This window comes from Allopusillimonas ginsengisoli (genome assembly GCF_004153455.1).
Taxonomy (GTDB): Bacteria; Pseudomonadota; Gammaproteobacteria; order Burkholderiales; family Burkholderiaceae_B; genus Allopusillimonas; species Allopusillimonas ginsengisoli.
This window is the reverse complement of the sequence record NZ_SDQE01000001.1, coordinates 483,923-499,132: the sequence shown is the minus strand read 5'-3', so window position 1 is coordinate 499,132 and position 15,210 is coordinate 483,923. Positions and strand designations below refer to the sequence as shown.

18 protein-coding genes are annotated in these 15,210 nt (G+C 56.0%); all 18 read right to left on the bottom strand.

The window, feature by feature from the left end:
• Position 1: 1 nt before the first annotated feature.
• From ERE07_RS02580 to ERE07_RS02500, 18 genes are read right to left on the bottom strand one after another with little or no spacing between them, the layout of a single operon-like run.
• Complete coding sequence (locus tag ERE07_RS02580) at positions 2-3,703, bottom strand: TipJ family phage tail tip protein (RefSeq protein WP_130007237.1); 3,702 nt, start codon at positions 3,701-3,703, stop codon at positions 2-4.
• Positions 3,703-4,362 (bottom strand): tail assembly protein, encoded by a 660-nt coding sequence (locus ERE07_RS02575; protein WP_245153364.1) that lies wholly within the window; start codon positions 4,360-4,362, stop codon positions 3,703-3,705. Before ERE07_RS02575 ends, ERE07_RS02580 begins: the two co-directional genes overlap by 1 nt.
• The gene (locus ERE07_RS02570; protein ID WP_130007236.1) at positions 4,359-5,129 is read right to left on the bottom strand and encodes a C40 family peptidase; all 771 of its coding nucleotides are present in this window, start codon (positions 5,127-5,129) and stop codon (positions 4,359-4,361) included. The genes ERE07_RS02575 and ERE07_RS02570 overlap by 4 nt, the downstream gene beginning before the upstream one ends.
• Positions 5,129-5,860, bottom strand: coding sequence for a phage minor tail protein L (locus tag ERE07_RS02565; protein WP_130007235.1), 732 nt, complete (start codon positions 5,858-5,860; stop codon positions 5,129-5,131). The genes ERE07_RS02570 and ERE07_RS02565 overlap by 1 nt, the downstream gene beginning before the upstream one ends.
• A complete protein-coding gene (locus ERE07_RS02560) occupies positions 5,857-6,192 on the bottom strand; it encodes a phage tail protein (protein WP_130007234.1) in 336 nt (111 codons plus the stop codon). Before ERE07_RS02560 ends, ERE07_RS02565 begins: the two co-directional genes overlap by 4 nt.
• Positions 6,192-8,291 carry a phage tail length tape measure family protein gene (locus ERE07_RS02555; RefSeq protein WP_209021064.1) on the bottom strand — a complete coding sequence of 700 codons (2,100 nt, stop codon included), beginning with the start codon at positions 8,289-8,291 and terminating at the stop codon, positions 6,192-6,194. The genes ERE07_RS02560 and ERE07_RS02555 overlap by 1 nt, the downstream gene beginning before the upstream one ends.
• A 33-nt stretch (positions 8,292-8,324) precedes the next feature.
• Positions 8,325-8,720, bottom strand: a complete 396-nt coding sequence (locus ERE07_RS02550) for a hypothetical protein (protein ID WP_130007233.1) — start codon at positions 8,718-8,720, stop codon at positions 8,325-8,327.
• A 43-nt stretch (positions 8,721-8,763) separates the two neighbouring features.
• Positions 8,764-9,021, bottom strand: a complete 258-nt coding sequence (locus tag ERE07_RS02545; protein ID WP_130007232.1) for a phage tail assembly protein T — start codon at positions 9,019-9,021, stop codon at positions 8,764-8,766.
• A gap of 17 nt (positions 9,022-9,038) precedes the next feature.
• A complete protein-coding gene (locus tag ERE07_RS02540; protein ID WP_130007231.1) occupies positions 9,039-9,335 on the bottom strand; it encodes a hypothetical protein in 297 nt (98 codons plus the stop codon).
• A gap of 9 nt (positions 9,336-9,344) precedes the next feature.
• Positions 9,345-10,004 carry a hypothetical protein gene (locus tag ERE07_RS02535; RefSeq protein ID WP_130007230.1) on the bottom strand — a complete coding sequence of 220 codons (660 nt, stop codon included), beginning with the start codon at positions 10,002-10,004 and terminating at the stop codon, positions 9,345-9,347.
• Between the two features lie 45 nt (positions 10,005-10,049).
• Complete coding sequence (gene gp17, locus ERE07_RS02530) at positions 10,050-10,424, bottom strand: tail completion protein gp17 (RefSeq protein ID WP_130007229.1); 375 nt, start codon at positions 10,422-10,424, stop codon at positions 10,050-10,052.
• Entirely contained in the window at positions 10,421-10,933 is a 513-nt protein-coding gene (locus tag ERE07_RS02525) for an HK97-gp10 family putative phage morphogenesis protein (RefSeq protein WP_130007228.1), read from the bottom strand. The genes gp17 and ERE07_RS02525 overlap by 4 nt, the downstream gene beginning before the upstream one ends.
• Positions 10,930-11,259 (bottom strand): phage head closure protein, encoded by a 330-nt coding sequence (locus ERE07_RS02520; protein ID WP_130007227.1) that lies wholly within the window; start codon positions 11,257-11,259, stop codon positions 10,930-10,932. The genes ERE07_RS02525 and ERE07_RS02520 overlap by 4 nt, the downstream gene beginning before the upstream one ends.
• A complete protein-coding gene (locus tag ERE07_RS02515; protein ID WP_130007226.1) occupies positions 11,256-11,735 on the bottom strand; it encodes a head-tail connector protein in 480 nt (159 codons plus the stop codon). The genes ERE07_RS02520 and ERE07_RS02515 overlap by 4 nt, the downstream gene beginning before the upstream one ends.
• A complete protein-coding gene (locus ERE07_RS21605; RefSeq protein WP_167670706.1) occupies positions 11,716-11,889 on the bottom strand; it encodes a hypothetical protein in 174 nt (57 codons plus the stop codon). Before ERE07_RS21605 ends, ERE07_RS02515 begins: the two co-directional genes overlap by 20 nt.
• 43 nt (positions 11,890-11,932) lie before the next feature.
• Positions 11,933-13,153, bottom strand: a complete 1,221-nt coding sequence (locus ERE07_RS02510; protein WP_130007225.1) for a phage major capsid protein — start codon at positions 13,151-13,153, stop codon at positions 11,933-11,935.
• Between the two features lies 1 nt (position 13,154).
• A complete protein-coding gene (locus tag ERE07_RS02505; protein ID WP_130007224.1) occupies positions 13,155-13,994 on the bottom strand; it encodes a head maturation protease, ClpP-related in 840 nt (279 codons plus the stop codon).
• Positions 13,966-15,207, bottom strand: coding sequence for a phage portal protein (locus ERE07_RS02500; protein ID WP_130007223.1), 1,242 nt, complete (start codon positions 15,205-15,207; stop codon positions 13,966-13,968). The genes ERE07_RS02505 and ERE07_RS02500 overlap by 29 nt, the downstream gene beginning before the upstream one ends.
• Positions 15,208-15,210 lie beyond the last annotated feature (3 nt).

The window sequence follows — 15,210 nt, the reverse complement described above, 5'->3', positions numbered from 1 at the left end:
GTTATTTCATCGCAGCTAAAACGACAATGCTTACACCGGGAAGGCCGCTGCCGAGTAGGGTGATTTCAGGTTGCCAAATGCTGAAGGTGTTTGAGCCAGCTGACACGGTGGTTCGCACTATGGCAGTCAGCCCTATATAAATGGACCAGTTATCATTGCTTGGGTAAAGAGTTTTCAAGATGCTGCCGTTTCGCCGCACTTGCATATAGGAGTTGTAAGGCGCCGTATCCATGGTGGCCATGATCGTAATATCTGCTGCAGCCGGCAAATTCATCGTGACAGATGTCTCTCGCGCAGGGCCAGTTCCAGCACGTGGACCTGCCGATGCAGAGCCGTGAACGGTCACGGCGTTGTTTCCTATTTTCAAGGTGTTGACCTGCAAGTCGCCAATTTTGGCGGTTGTAATTGCGGCGTTCTGGATTTTCGCGTTGTCCACAGCCAAATTCGCGATCTTGCCATTTGTCACTGCAAGATCCCCGATCTTGGCGGTGGTGATGGCGGCGTTGTCAATATGGCCCGTTTGGATCCACGCCGTCCCGATAAGCGCCTGATTGATGAACGCCTGTCCGCCCTGAATAACGAAAGGAGTCGTGGCAATGCCGTTGATGAGGTTCAGAATGGCAAAGCGGTCGGCCAACACATAGAACGACGATTGCACGGGCTGTCCGGGCTCAGCATAGACCCCGAGCCCCATGCCGGCGGCATACACCTGGCCGTCGACGGTTGCTTCAGCACGCAGGGTGTAAGTGGCTTCCAGTTTGCCATCGAGCTGCACCAACGCAGTTGACGTCTCTTGCACAGCGGTTTGCGTGTCGCCCAACTGTGCGGCGAGTGTCGATTGCTGCTGAGCTAACGCCTCATCCTGGCTCGCGCGCGTAATCGATTCTTCCTTGATCGCGGCGATGTTGTCATCGACCCGGGCGGCCTGATAGTCGATCCGCTGGCTAAGTGCTGTATCAGCCTCGACGATATTGGATATGACCGTGCGCGTGCCGGCATATTCGGTCACGTCGCCCGCGTACTCATCATCCTCGCCCGCTGTGGGGCCGTACATCTCATCGAAGATATGCTCGGCCATTGGGCCTTCAAGATCTTCGCCGATTTCTTGGATTAGCCCTTGCGCGAGCTGGTCTTTGCCGATCAGGCCGTCAAAGTAGTCGAGGTAGTCCGAAGCGCTGGTTTTTGATTCACCCATCACCCCCGCGCCCGCGGGAAACCACGCCCCAGCAGTACCGTTCTTGTCTACCAGGCGCGCCCAGAAATAAAGTCGGGCGCCGGCGGCCAGGTTCAGCAACGTGTGCCTATTGGACGGATAGCTGAAGGCGCCTAGATCTATAGCGTCATTGAAGTTTGAGGTTTGACTGTAGCGCAGCTCCGTCTTTTCGATGATGCTAGGACCGCTGGGAAAGGACCAGCGCAGGTCTATCCCAAAGACTATCCCCGTCGCAGTCAAAGTCGTGACAACAGGCGGCGCACCGATGATGCCGTCGACCTCTGTGAGCTCGCTATACGTCCACAGCGAGGGCACATCGAGCGAGTTCACCGCCCGCACGCGAGCGATGTAGCCGCCTGCATATACATCGAGCACCTCGGCCAAGCGAGTGCCCGTGCGCGGTAATACCACCCAGTCGCCGTTGTCGCGGCGCCACTGCACGTCATACGCCACAGCATGCTCGGCCTTGTCCCAAGATATTTCTATCAGGTGACGTGTGGTGCCCTGGTGAAACGTATGGTGCGAGGTAATCTGTACATTCGTCGGTGCCACCTGTACGCGCGGGGGCACGACGCTAATTGGCAATGGGTCGAGCCTTGCTCCTGTATCGATAGCCGCGTGTTTGTCCGGGTGGTGGGCAACCGCCGAAATGCCGTATTCGATGCCGTCGCCTTCCTTAACCGAGACCACACGAAAGTATTGAGCAACCAGCTCGGTCGAATCAATCGACCAGTTCGCGCCCGTGACTGGCGCACTCGGCAGGGCAGGACTGATGGTCAGTATGTCGTACCCGTCACGATCAGGATCTGATGCGTCCACGCCCGTGATGTTGCGCGACTGCATCGTGCCATCTGGCAGAACAACGGATAGTTTGTCGCCAGTCGATACAACAGTTGGATGATCGAGCATGACAACGCTGGTCGTCGCGGATTTAACCAGTCCGCCCATGCGCCGGCCTGAACGATTTTTGTCGGCAACTCGAATGACGCTGCCGGGCTGTGGAACGACGCCTTCGAGCCCGACCGAGAACGTGACGCCGCCGGTTTCCATGCGGGATGTATACAAGGCATATAGCCCAGCGCGCTGGGCCTGGCCGCGCGATGGGCAGGCAAACGCCTTGATCTCGGTCTTGCGGATCCCGTAACGACGGATGCCATCGTCGTCGTTTACGACCTCGACCTTGGCGCGGTAGAAGTCGGACGGATCATTCCAGGATACAAGCGCCACCGTGCGCCGCGTGGATAGGTCGGCGCCTGTATATTCGAAACGCCCACCGATGACCTTGGCGTTCGAGTAGGTGTACACAGGGTCGCTTGGCATATCTGCCACGGCCACCACCTGACCATTGGCCCAGTAGGCCATCCCACGAAATACGCTGGTCAGATCATTAAGCACCCTTAGCGCATCGGCTTTGGACTGAATATAAGTGTTGCAGACAAATCGCGGCTCTTGCCCGCCTTGGCCATCGGACACCAACTGGTCGCAATACGCACCGATCTGGTATAGGGCGTAGCGGTCGATCATCGAGGCATCGACGCGATCGCCCAGCCCGTAGAGCTTATTTATCAGAATGTCGTAGTAGGTCCAGGCCGGGTTGTTGCTCCAGGCGCGCTTGAACGTGCCATCCCACACCCCTGAATACGTCCGTGTAATGGGGTTGTAGTTGCTAGGCACCCGGATAACCTGGCCGCGCCAGTGGTACGCCCGGGTAGGGATGGACCGAAACTGCTCAGCATCGATCTTGATCCCCACCAGGGCCGACATAGGGTGACGGAACTTGCCATCGATGACTTCGGCATAGGACTGCACGACCATCGTGTCTTGAATGCTGCTGTCCTCGGACTCGGGCGTGATGCGGCGAACGCGCACAGTCCACCCCTCGCCAGTGGATGGCAGCTCAATACGATGAGTGCGCGTGTATCCATTAACCGTCTTGCCGTCTGCAGCAGCTTGCAGCACCTGCTGGAATGACCCGCTTCCAACTGCGAGGTCGATGGCGTACTGGACACGGTGGCCGATTCGGTCGCCCACCTTGTCACCGCTGTCGATCATTTCGAGCAACTGCGGCCAATGCAGGGACACGCGCACGGCCGATAAGTCTGGATTGGTTAGTAGCTGCGTCCACGGCTGGGCGGTCTTGACCTGCACGCCGACCGAAGTCACGCTAGCCGAAGCCGGAAATCCTGGAATATGGGCCTGATCTTGCGTGCCAAAGCGTATGTCCACCTGGACATTGCGAAAATTCAAGGTACCGTCGGCATTCTGAATCGGCGTGCCGTCCAGATAGATATCGCGCAGCGGCGCCGACTTATGGACGGGCCCCTCAGCTTCCCCGTTGCATATGAGGTCGAGCAGCGCAGCGTACGAGGTGTTATGCAAGCTGTCAGGCTGCTCAACGGGCGTGCGCGCACTACCACCACCGCTCTTGCCGCCACCACCCGACCCTCGAATGCAAAGTCCGCCCGCACGGTCCTCAATTACCACAGACATTACTGAATATCCTCGGAGTACATGTCGCCAGAGATAGTGACCGAGCCAACGATGGCTTCGCCGTACAGCACAGGTACGGGATTTCCCTGGGCAGGCACGTTTACGGGGCCATTAAAGTTGTAGGAGGCGCCGTTATCTGGCGACTCCACGCTAGTGAGCCCTTGAGGCTGCTTTGTGAGTAGCTGGGACACACCGCCTAGCACCATGGCCCAACCCAGCATCGGCGCATAGGTCGCAATGGCTGCTGTCAGTCCCGCGTATCCAGCGCCCCAGGCCGCCGCCGCCGCATAGGGTGCGGCAACGATCAGGGCAGCACCCAGAATGATTTGAAAGAACCCGCCGCGACCGGACCCCAGAATCATGGGAGCTATGCGAATATCGTCGCCACCTACGGGGTACTGCAGGCCTTCCTCGCTTATATTTTGGCGGCCGATAAAGCAGGCGTAGCCCAGGCCATGGTCTTTGCTTTCGTAAAGAAATTTTTCGAAGCCAGGGACCATCTGGCATAAAGCATGTACCGCCTCGGCGGTATTGCGGCACACAAACCTATGGACCCTACCAAAGCGGGCACCGAGCTTTCCGTAGAGCCTGATCGTGCGCAGTTTTTCGGGCTCAAAAAAACCCGCCGAAGCGGGTTGATTGATGGCAATAGCGGTCACTTTTTATACCTCACTATCATTCTGGTGATGTCCTGCCAGAACCCTGCATACAGTACGCGTTCAGAAAGCCGCGGCATCGCATGATGTAGCAGGGCGCACGGTACGGGATGCAGGTCGGGCTGCGACTTCAGCGCAGCATCGCCCAGGAATACGCCGCCATGGTTGGTTCGGTCACTGCGATACTGCATCAGGATCACGTCGCCGTAGCGGGGGGCATCGTCAACACGCGCAAAGCCGGCACGCTCGAAATTGTCCAGGTACAGCTCTCCGCCGGACGGATCCTCCCACCAGGCGTCGGGACGCTCGAAATTCTGAATTTCGATGCCCAGTTCAATTTTGTAAAAGTCGCGAATCAAACCATAGCAATCCAGCGTGCCGTGGTGAAATGGCCGTCCCACTAATGGCGCCTGGTAGCCCGATGGTTCAAAGGAGTGCCATCCAAGTATGCGTGGCGCTGGTTCGCCAGCATCCTGCCCAACCGCCACCACGTGCCATGGTAGGCCGGTAGCCTCACACGACACTAGATCAGCGTCCGTGGGCAGGGGATCGCGATCGATATGTGAATGAATGATGCTAAGGACCTGCCCACGGTCTTCTGCCTTGGCATAGTCATCCGCCGCCAGCGCAAAATCCTGGTCATCAGTAGCTATATTGCGGCATGGCACATAAACTTGTTTATCCCCTTGAGCCGTTATCAGGCCGCAACATTCGCGTGGATAGTCGGCCAAGGCGTGGGTTTCTATGGCGCGTCTAATATGTGTGCGCATCACCGGATCCTGTCTGCTGAGGCGAAACCACCGTATGCCAGAGGTTTGTTCTGCCCGAATCGTTTTTTGCAATCGCTGACCCTTCCGCCACATTTGTCTTGAGATGGGTCAGATACTGGGTTGCCGTCTTTGTCGAACCTGGCTGTACCGGTGTATCCGCAGTAAGCGCCGCGATAACCTCCTTCCGGCCCGTCAATGGTCAGCCAGCCGCAGAATCCGGCAATGACATCCCGGCTAGGAAGCTGTCGGCCATCAAACTGCAGGGGCGACGTAAGGACAAAGGTCACGGCTTCAGGCGTTTCGGCCTTTTTCTGACTGATGATCCACTTTTCGTCAGGCAAGTGCTCATTGGGGTCAGCTGAAGGATTGCCTTGTGCGAAGTTGACTGCATCCAGATACTTCTTGAACGTGCGCCGGCGCGTGACCTTGGCACCGACCAGATCGTCCAGCGCCAAACACAAGGCGGTTACCACACCCGCGATTGGCTTACCTTCGGCATCCTGGCCGATGTTGCCGACCGTGATTTCCGGTAGAGGCTGCTGCCCGTTGCCGGTCCGTTCGAAGTCGCGCGCTTCAATGGCCCATGGGTAATACTCATTGCCTTGCCAGGTGATGACGCCATCAGTATGGTTGTGATAGCGCTCGATCAGACCGCCAATACCGGTGCAGTCAATCTCAAAAAGAGTAACCAGATTGCCTGGTGTCAGACTTTGAATGTCGGATTCAATCATGGCGCAGATACCTGCTGGAACATGGCGGTCAAAGTGTATCGGCCAGCTCTGTGTTTGGTCAGGTTGTATTCCTTGACCTCGAATAACATTGGCGTCCCAAGTGGTGGCGTCCACTGAAAAGGGATGAAGCCCTCGTGGTCGTCTAAGAACTGCTTGATTGGCGCGATATACGAGGCTTTACCCTTGAACGATAGTGGCCATGCTTGGACGCGGGTGTTGATGCCGTCGCCCACAGACTGCTTGAATCCATCGCCAAACTGGGCATCAAGGGACCGGAATTTTATTTGACCTTGCGGATCAACAAGTGGACACCATGTAAAGATGCGGGCCATTAATAGCCCCCTTGCCAAAGTTGCCCGCCTTGCATCTTGGCGCGAACAAGCTCTTCTTGCACGGTATTGCGCACCGCATTTGCCAATGTGCGCCCGAATTGGCTGGGGTCCCCTTGGGTTGAGGCTTCGTTCTCGGTTACGTTCACCGTCACATTCACATCGCCGCTCGTCGGCGAGCTCGAGGATGAACCGCCTACCAACCCACCGCTCGCATACCCTTTGTTGATTCGGTCCAATACGCCGACACCAACACGGCGGGTGGCATCCTGATTCAGGACATATTCGCCCTTATGAACGATTCCCGCAGGCTCGGTCCTACCGCCTGGACCGGTGTAGCCGCCAGAGGCAAAGCCTAACAACGAGCCTATGAAACCGCCGATTTTTCCAGAGCTCCCGTAGTCGCCAAAGAGTGATCCGGCAATATTGGCGGCAACGGCCTGCGCAGCCATGTGCGCCAGCATATCGGCAAAGTCAGCTGCGATATTGTCGAACTTGCCAGTTAGCACCTGGTACAAACCATCGCCCAAAGCCGACTCGATGTTGCGCGCCGCCTGGACGGTGAACTGGTCGATGTTGTCCATGGTCTCTTTGCCTTTCGTGGCGATTTCATCCATGTACTTCGCGTATTCATCGGCACTGATCCTGCCAAGACCCAATGCGTCATCCAAGAACCGTTTTTGCTGCTCAACGCGGCGCTTTTCAGTCTCGCCTGAAATATCATCAAGGAACGAGAAATACGCCTGCGTGGCCTCTTGCTGCTCCTTGATGAAGGTGCCCAGTGGATCGGGGTCGACTTTGGTCTTCACCGCTTTCCCCTTCTTGCCACCCGTGCTGCTTGGGCGAACCGATACAGGGGGAAGGACGCCTGAGAATGGATCGCCTCCAGTTTCACCAAACCCTTTATACGATTGGAACAAATCACGCTCGCCACGTTCCAATTGCCGCTGCCAGTACTGTTGCTCTTGCAAAAGAGCGCGCATTCTGCTTGCCCGGCCCTCGCCGCCCAGCGAAGTCGGATCCACGTCAAATATGGAGACCGAGCCATCCTTTATCGAGGAAACAAGACCCTTGGTGTCTTTATTTAGTGTGTCCAGCTCTTTGTTGATGCGTTCCAGTTGCTCTAACGGCGACTTAAATGGATCTGTCAGCCCATACTTAACAAGCGCATCAAAGAATCCATCGGAGTACCTGATCCCTTCGGCGAATTGGTTGGTGAGGTTCAGCACATATTTTGCAGTTTCCGCTAACCAACCTGTAAAGTCTTTGAAGGTTTGTTTCGTGTCCTCCGATCCGAGGGAGTCGGTGAGATCATTCACCGCTCCGGTCAACCCGTTGACGCTACCATCGTCGCCCGTCATTAATGAGTCGATTTGGTTCCGCAACGCAGTCAGCGCGCCGCCAAGAGTGTCGCGGGCCGCTTGGGCTGCACCGCCGTAGGACGATGTCAGCTCATTAAGTATGATTCCCTGGGCTTCTGCGGTGCGCCCGGTGGCTTCCAGACGTTCAGCCAGCTTTTTCTGTTCCTCAGTGAAACGAAAGCCTTGCTTCGATAGAGAGGACAAACCTTTAGATGGAACATCCAGTGCGCGCCCAATCGTCTCAGCAGCCTGAACAACCGACATGCCAGTTCGCGCCGACATATCAATGGCTGCCTGAAGCGCTTGCGTAAACTGGTCGCCAACTATGCCGGTGAACGCGAGCAAGGTTGTCTGCGCCTTATTAATCTCTCCTTCGCTGAATATCCCTGACATGTCAGCGGCCATCTTGTTCAACTCGTCACGCGTATAGCCTGCCGCCTGCCCGGTAGATTTGAGCACTGCCGTTAACTGGGCCTGTTCGTTTTGCGCGTTGATGGTTTCTGTTAGAAACTTGTCATACACCATCTTGACCGAATAGCCAGCGAAAACCGTCCTCAACGTGTTCTGCACTGTGCGCGCCGACGAGGCTATTTGATCGAGCGATTTTCTCGCCTGATACTCCGCACGCCCCATCCCGCGTGTGAATTCGGCGGCGTTCAATCCGAGGATGACATTCAAGCGTCCAAGTGAACCACTAGCCATAATCGTCACCAATAAAAAAGCCACCCCGAAGGTGGCCATGAACACATTTCCGCGTGGAGCGGGCTCATTCGTTCAGCGTAGATGCTTCAAATAAATAAAAGCTAAAGCTGCAATCCCGGCAAGTACGAGGATCCAGTAAAGCGGGTCTTTCGACATCTTCGAAACGTTGCGTCCGACTTCCTCTGACGCCGAAGTGTCTGGATCCAACAATTCGACAGGAAGAGGCTGATATGCTGCATTGAGCGCACTCTGCGTCCTTGTAGCAGGCGCCGCCATGGTCCTATTATCGGGAAGGCCAACCGCAGTGATCAGGGCCAAAGGACCGAAAAGAATTCCCCAGCAGAACCAACAAAATCCGCATCTGTTCTTCTCGCCTGCCAAATGCCCAGCAAAGAGCCCACACGCCAACCAGGCCAGCAGTGCCCACAGGGAAAAGAAGCTGCCGATAAGAGCCATAACGGTGTACATGCCACTCCCTTTATTTCAGATTATTACTGGAATTATAGGGCTGCTAGATCGAAATAGCGCCAGCAATCAATTCGTCAAAAGCCTCTTCGTTCGCTGCCTCTTCGTCGTCAAACCAAAACGGCATCAGGTCCTGCAACTTGCCGCCCGCCATGGACTGGGCGATCCTGGCTGCGTTGTAGTCGGCACGCCATTGACCGAATGGCTGCTTGGCGTAGTACTGCTGGTACAGGCGGAAATCGCTTTCCGACATGTCCCGGAGTTCTTCAAGGGTTTTCCCCAGCGCTAAGCTCAGCTCTATCATGAACTCGCGCTGGGGCGTTAGTTTTTTGCCGCGAGCGCACTTGCCAGTCGGTTAATTTCACGATTGCCAAGGTTCTTGATGATTTCAATGTCCTCAGGGCTATCTGGGTCGAACACTCGTTCGGAGCCGTCCTCGGTGTAGATGGTGAGCGCCACGTTTCTTGCCCTGGCGTCTGTCGTATCGTCCGAGTCCACACTATCCAAATCCCGCAGCGCCAGTTCGCGAATCATCACCTTACCAACGTCATCAATCTCAACGATGGCCGATTTCAGTTTTTTCTTCGCGAAGGCTTCCTTCATTTGCTTGGCATTCATGCCCGCTCCTTATGCCGCTTTGATATGGAAGTATGGTCCCGACAGTTTTAAGGTAACGCCGGATGTGAACTTGGATTCTGTAGCGGACCCGGACATTCCAGGGCCGTTCTGGACGCCGCCGTAATAGGCCATCGTGCCTTGGCTGCGAGGTAGAAGCACCTTGACCCAGAACTTCTCCATCGTGCGTTCATATTCACGCAGTTTTTCCTGTATCGGCACTGCTGGCGCGAAATTGAAGTCCAGTTGCAAAGTGCCTGAATCAATAGACACAGCGTCAAAGTCATCATAGTCACCAGAGCAGATCGTGCTCGCATCATCGTATCTGACCGTAGAGCCAGAGTGATTAAAGCCGGTCAATTCGCAAAACTGCGTTAAAAAATCAAGCTTGGCAACGGTGGCTCCGTCGAATTCTTCAGGCGCCAGTTCATCGCTCCAGTCGGCGTCGGCCAATGTCAGCGTACCCGAAGCGACAGATGCAACAACGTATTGGCCATCGAATCCGGGTAGGCCCGCAATCGTGATGATGTCGCCCTTGGCGGCCGCCGCGCTCGTAGTGACGGTTCCAGGGTTGGTGGCCGTGATGGCTGTGATGGCCGCAGTAGTCTCCGATACCTCCTGCTGCACAAACAGACGGCTTCCGCGAAACGGCGTGGATTTTCCTTTGCTCATTTTTCAAAGCTCCAAAAAGAAACCCGCTTGTGGCGGGCCGGTAGGTTATTCAGCAGAAATGCTGTACTCGATGATCCGACGATGTAATTTCAGGTCGGGATCGTAATCAGTGAGATCATTGATCCGCGCTGCGCTCTCAAACGTCGCCTCGACCGCCGAAAATATTTGTGTGCGCAGCGTAACCAGTTGCCCGTAGGAGGGCGCGTAGGCGTCAATCTGCACGCGGTAGTCCTCAAGGTCTGAGGCGCCGCAAATGGTGTTGTCGGGCGTCACTATTTCAGTGGGCAGCACAATGGCTGACCATCCGGCGCGCGAAGGTGATTCAGCAGTAGGCACCTTGTCCAGTGGAAGTACGCCAAAGTACACCCCGCTGGTGACCAACGGCAGCAGGCACGCTCTGAGGTCCGATTCAAAACTCATTTTTTGTTTGCCTTCCCTATGGTCTGTCCGATCTGCTTTGCTTCCTTGTCGATCCTGTCAGCAAGGTTGGATTTAATCTTTTCAGCGGCTTGGACCTTTTTGGCCCCGAAGGCTGGGCGCATGAACGGTTGCGGCGGTGTCTTGGCCGTACCGAGCTCGACCATCCACCAGTAAAACGGATCATTCGGATTTTGGGAGCTGTTCTGGCCCGTGGCCGTCTTAAACTCCTGCACTTTTTTCTTGCCAATGCCTTTGACCCACACGCGGGCCTCGAATATGCCATTCTTCTTTCGTTCAGCCTTGGAGCGGATCTGCTTCTTGATCGTGCCGCGTTTGCGATTGGATGCAGGCTCCTTCAATAGCGGCGCATTTTGTTTGGCCTGCTTTTGAATGACTCTTGCGCCCGCAGCCACGGCATTGCGACCCATTTTTTTCTGCAACCGGGAGTCCAACTCCTTCATCGCCAGCCCCAACTCGCGCAGACCAGTCATTTGAATAGTGGTTTTCATCCCTGATTGGCTCCGGTCTGGCAAACCAGATCAACAAACTCGCGACCCGATTCATCGGGCAACACCCCGCGAATGTCATACACGGTACTTTTATGTACAACGCGCATGCCTGCGGTAATGTCCTCTCGGTAACGGATCCGGATGCTCGCCTGTACGATGGATACGTCCACGCCAGACTTTACCGTCTCCAGCCCGGATTTATGGGCAATGTTCGCCCAAACGGGGGCCACGTCCACCCAGGCGCCCGGAATAGGCTCGCCGTACTCATCTTCAGCTGTGTCTTGGCGCTGGATGGTTATGCGACGATTGAGTGGGCCAATCCTCATGGCATTTGCACCATTCGATATGGGCGCAGTAATTCTGGTACGCCGGTTGGCAGCATAGCAACGGACGCTCCAACAACATCGGCTTCTCGGTTGACGAAAAGATTACCCAAAGTTAGCAACATAGCGGCGTGGATGGCGCCATTAATCACGATCCCGTCCAGTGTGCGCCTGGCAGCGTTCTGCGCTGCGTGATATTTGATCTGCGCAACGCCGATCATGGTCTCCCTTTGCGCAACATTTTCTACCTGCCTGGCGACACCCAGAGCCGTCTGGTATGCGTCGAACGCGGCCCCTAATGTGCTTGGCAAACTATCCAGAGCATTGTTAAGGGCTTGCTCGCTCTCAAACACCACGCGGTTAAGGTGGGAAATCACGTAGTTTTCAGCCGCTACCATATACGGAAGCAACTGATCGGCCGGGTAGTCCGATTCAACCCGACAATGCGCAATTGCTTGGTCAAGCGTCAGGATTGCCATCGACCTTTGCCTTTCGCTTGGACTGTCCACTTTCCAGAGCATCAGTTGATTTGGCCGCACGCTCAAGCTCAGGTGGACATTCGTCGCCGGCGGCGAACTTGGTGGGGTACACGTCGCCCGCCTTGCAACCATAGAAGGGTTTTACGAATTTCATTTCCTACTCCAAGGGCAGGAGGGCCGCAGCCCTCCTTGTTGGGTTACGCCTGTCCGTCAGTAATCTTCATGCCACGCATAGGCTGCGGGTTGAGCAGCCCGCCGCCAACACGCTTGGTGGTGTAGAACATCACATATGGCTTGTTGGTGTATGGGTCGCGAAGCACCCGCACGCCAACCCGATCAATGATCAGGTAACTGCGCTGGAAGTCGCCAAAAAGCAGCGGCACTGCGTCCGCAGCCACATCCGGCATGTCCGGCACCTCCACAACTGGGAAACCCGACAGTGTCGAGGGCTGGCCCGCCACGTAGGACGGTTGCCACAGATAATTGCCCTGGCCGTCCTTGAGTTTGCGGATAGCGGCGAGCGATTTTCGATTCAGCGCAAATTTTGCATTGCCGGTAAATGCCGATGGCAGGTCATAAACCAGATCGATGATCGCGTCCGAAGTGATGCCCGTATCTGAGCCGGAATTGACCAGCTTGATGGCGCCAAAGGGATGCGCGCTGGCTTTCGCGCCGCCCGTGACGTACTGCAAGATGCCTGTGGGCTTGTTGGTGCCGTCGCCTGACACAAACGCCTTGCCCTCCTGATAGGCGAATTCGATATTGCTTTCCTCAGCCAGCCATGTTTCCAAATTGATCTCTGCATCATCCAGCATCTGCTGTGTCGCAGCCGGATTGGCATAGATCTCGCCATGGGTGAAGCTCAGCGAGGCGAACTCTGGTGTATTGGTTTCTGGGCGCGTCGCCTTCTCACCGACCCACCCAGAAGTCGTTCCGCCCATGTTGAACAGCTTGGAAAAGCCTGCCTTCGAGACGCGTTGTACGCGCGCCAATTGACGCATGGGCGAGACTTCCACCAGCTTATCGGTGATGGTGCGATCCCACTCCACGGGCGCGAGATACCCACCTTCGTCGTCCGCGCCCTTGTTCAGGCTCGCCTGGACCTCGCCCTTTTTCATGTGGGCAAGGAAGGATTCGGTGTACTCCTTGTCGCGAACGCCGACGGTGCCGCCCATTTGACCTGCTGCCAGCTTGACGTTGAAGTCGTCCATGGCGGCCTGCAGGTTGGACAGTTCGGTTTCAAAGCGGATGAGCTTTTCAGTGTGATCGGATGCGGGAAGCCCGGCCTTCACATCGTCCAGTTGCTTTTGGTGCTCAGTTTTGAAGTCTGCAAATGCCTTTTGCAGGGACGCAACCACTTTCGTCACGTCGCCTTCGGCGCGTACCGCGATAAGGCCGCGCTGGATATTGGTAGTCATATCAGTTTCCTTTGATTGTATTCAGGAGGTGTTGCAGCTGAGCTGCGATGTCAGTACCAGCGCGCGGCGTGGCATCTTTTCCGGCAGCGCCCGGCTTGCCAGAAAATAGGTTTTTGAAGACATTCCGGCGCATCGAGCGTGAGTGCCCAGCCTTGGCCATGGAGGCTTCAACCAGAGCCAAGTATTTTTTCTGGCCCTGTGAATTGGTGTCATGTGTGATTTGCGAATCTTCGATCAATCCGGTTGCGAAACCATCCTCTACCGCCTGACTGGCGTTGATCCAAGTCTCTTTGTCCATGAGCGCAGCGGTCTGTTCGCTGGTCATGCCTGATCGGGCCGCGTACACGTCTGCCATGGCAGCGTCGAACGGCGCAAGCTGCGCAGAGGCAGCGGCCATATCGTGCCGGTTGCCAATCGCAATGGCCCAGGCGTTATGGATCATGAGAAATGCTCCATCACCCATAAGTATCTCGTCGCCGGCCATCGCAATAACAGAGGCCGCAGACGCCGCCAGTCCCATTACTTGCACCGTCACCTTGTGCGGATGGGCGCGCAACAGGTTGTAGATCGCTACACCCTCAAAGAAATCACCGCCGGGGGAGTTGACGTTGACCGTCACATCGCGGTCACCGATGGCGCGAAGGGCCGCCGAAATGCGCTTGGCAGTGACGCCGTCGCCCTCCCATGACCAGCCAATCGTGTCGTAGATGGAGATAGACGCATCCTCGCTCGCAGCCGAGCGGATGTCCGGTTGCCAACGTTCCAGCGCATCCGGGCGCGCATCGAACCGTACACGGCTGATCGCGCTGGCGTTAATTTCCGGCAGCTTTATCAGACTCATCGCCTTTTCCTTTCTGTGTCATGGGGTTGCGTAACTGGTTGGCCTGTGGATCATCGAATGCAGGCATATCCAAGTTGTCGCGCACCTCGTTTTGAGTCATCCACGGGGCGATGCCACCAGCGCCTAGCGCCTTGGCAAACCCATCCGACTGATCCTTGAGCGTGCCTCGCAGCAAGGCCTTTTCGTTGAACTTCACATACAGCTGGTCCATTTCCGCATCCGAGAACATGGATCGGGCAATGGCCTGCTCCCAGGCAGTGAACCAATGCTGCAAGCCATATTGAATAAAGAAGATTCCCAACTGCTCTATGCCCGAACCCCAGCTGGTGTCATCCATCATCAGTAGCGGTCGAGGGACCCCAAATGCTCTGGCAACCTCTTCAATCTGAGCGTTGCGATTTTCTATGTGCTGCGATTCTTTAGCGGTGGCGGCGAACTTATTGGCTTTAGCCTGTTCTTCGAGGATCATCCACTTACCGCTGTTCTCCACACCCGAATAATCCTCGCGCAAGGATTTCTGCATACGGGCATAGGCTTGATCTGAAAGTCCTTTGGGCACCTCAATGGCGCCGCCAGCCATATTGCCGGTCTCAAATATCTTGGCTGCGGCTGTCTCGGCGTCCTGCGCGAGCTTGATAGCCCCTCGCGCCAGTCTCATACGGGACAGGCCAGCTACGCCATCCAGGCTCAGATCCCGCAGATGGAAGACATCGCGCTGCTCAAGCGTTATCAATCCGCCGTCCTTGCGCGTGTACTCGTAAACCATTGTCCAGTCGTCGCGCAACTTGGCCTTCACACTCTCGAAAGGCAACGGAACCCACATGACGGGCTTGTTGCGTGACCAAACTATTCGAGCGTAAGCATCGCCATGCATGAGAGCTGATAGCTGCATCTGGCTCTTGAACTCATAGGGCGTTTGCCATGTGTTGGGCCGCAGTTTGAGTAGACGGTAGGACGGATGTTCTTTCGCCAACTGCTTTTCCGGGCCGCTGCGTATAACGTTTGCAGGCAACATGCCTATGGATTCGCATATCAGCGATACACAGCGAAGGGCTGCCATGTTTCGTAGCGCCTCATCACTTTTATGCCCCGCACGTATGTATTCAAGCAAAGCGGGATCATCCATTCCGCTGAACGAATGACCTTGGGCCGATGCCTGAGGGCGAGCACTGGCCTCCGGCTGCTTATGCCGGAATATATTAAAAAGTCCCATAGT

Bases quoted from the DNA above. Each gene is read 5' to 3' on its own strand.
- ERE07_RS02555 (WP_209021064.1), bottom strand. From the start codon at position 8,291: ATGGCCACCTTCGGGGTGGCTTTTTTATTGGTGACGATTATGGCTAGT.
- ERE07_RS02505 (WP_130007224.1), bottom strand. From the start codon at position 13,994: ATGAGTCTGATAAAGCTGCCGGAAATTAACGCCAGCGCGATCAGCCGT.
- ERE07_RS02545 (WP_130007232.1), bottom strand. From the start codon at position 9,021: ATGATAGAGCTGAGCTTAGCGCTGGGGAAAACCCTTGAAGAACTCCGG.
- ERE07_RS02540 (WP_130007231.1), bottom strand. From the start codon at position 9,335: ATGAATGCCAAGCAAATGAAGGAAGCCTTCGCGAAGAAAAAACTGAAA.
- ERE07_RS02535 (WP_130007230.1), bottom strand. From the start codon at position 10,004: ATGAGCAAAGGAAAATCCACGCCGTTTCGCGGAAGCCGTCTGTTTGTG.
- ERE07_RS02550 (WP_130007233.1), bottom strand. From the start codon at position 8,720: ATGTACACCGTTATGGCTCTTATCGGCAGCTTCTTTTCCCTGTGGGCA.
- ERE07_RS02570 (WP_130007236.1), bottom strand. From the start codon at position 5,129: ATGCGCACACATATTAGACGCGCCATAGAAACCCACGCCTTGGCCGAC.
- ERE07_RS02565 (WP_130007235.1), bottom strand. From the start codon at position 5,860: ATGATTGAATCCGACATTCAAAGTCTGACACCAGGCAATCTGGTTACT.
- ERE07_RS02510 (WP_130007225.1), bottom strand. From the start codon at position 13,153: ATGACTACCAATATCCAGCGCGGCCTTATCGCGGTACGCGCCGAAGGC.
- ERE07_RS02520 (WP_130007227.1), bottom strand. From the start codon at position 11,259: ATGAGGATTGGCCCACTCAATCGTCGCATAACCATCCAGCGCCAAGAC.
- ERE07_RS21605 (WP_167670706.1), bottom strand. From the start codon at position 11,889: ATGAAATTCGTAAAACCCTTCTATGGTTGCAAGGCGGGCGACGTGTAC.
- gp17 (WP_130007229.1), bottom strand. From the start codon at position 10,424: ATGAGTTTTGAATCGGACCTCAGAGCGTGCCTGCTGCCGTTGGTCACC.
- ERE07_RS02500 (WP_130007223.1), bottom strand. From the start codon at position 15,207: ATGGGACTTTTTAATATATTCCGGCATAAGCAGCCGGAGGCCAGTGCT.
- ERE07_RS02560 (WP_130007234.1), bottom strand. From the start codon at position 6,192: ATGGCCCGCATCTTTACATGGTGTCCACTTGTTGATCCGCAAGGTCAA.
- ERE07_RS02580 (WP_130007237.1), bottom strand. From the start codon at position 3,703: ATGTCTGTGGTAATTGAGGACCGTGCGGGCGGACTTTGCATTCGAGGG.
- ERE07_RS02515 (WP_130007226.1), bottom strand. From the start codon at position 11,735: ATGGCAATCCTGACGCTTGACCAAGCAATTGCGCATTGTCGGGTTGAA.
- ERE07_RS02525 (WP_130007228.1), bottom strand. From the start codon at position 10,933: ATGAAAACCACTATTCAAATGACTGGTCTGCGCGAGTTGGGGCTGGCG.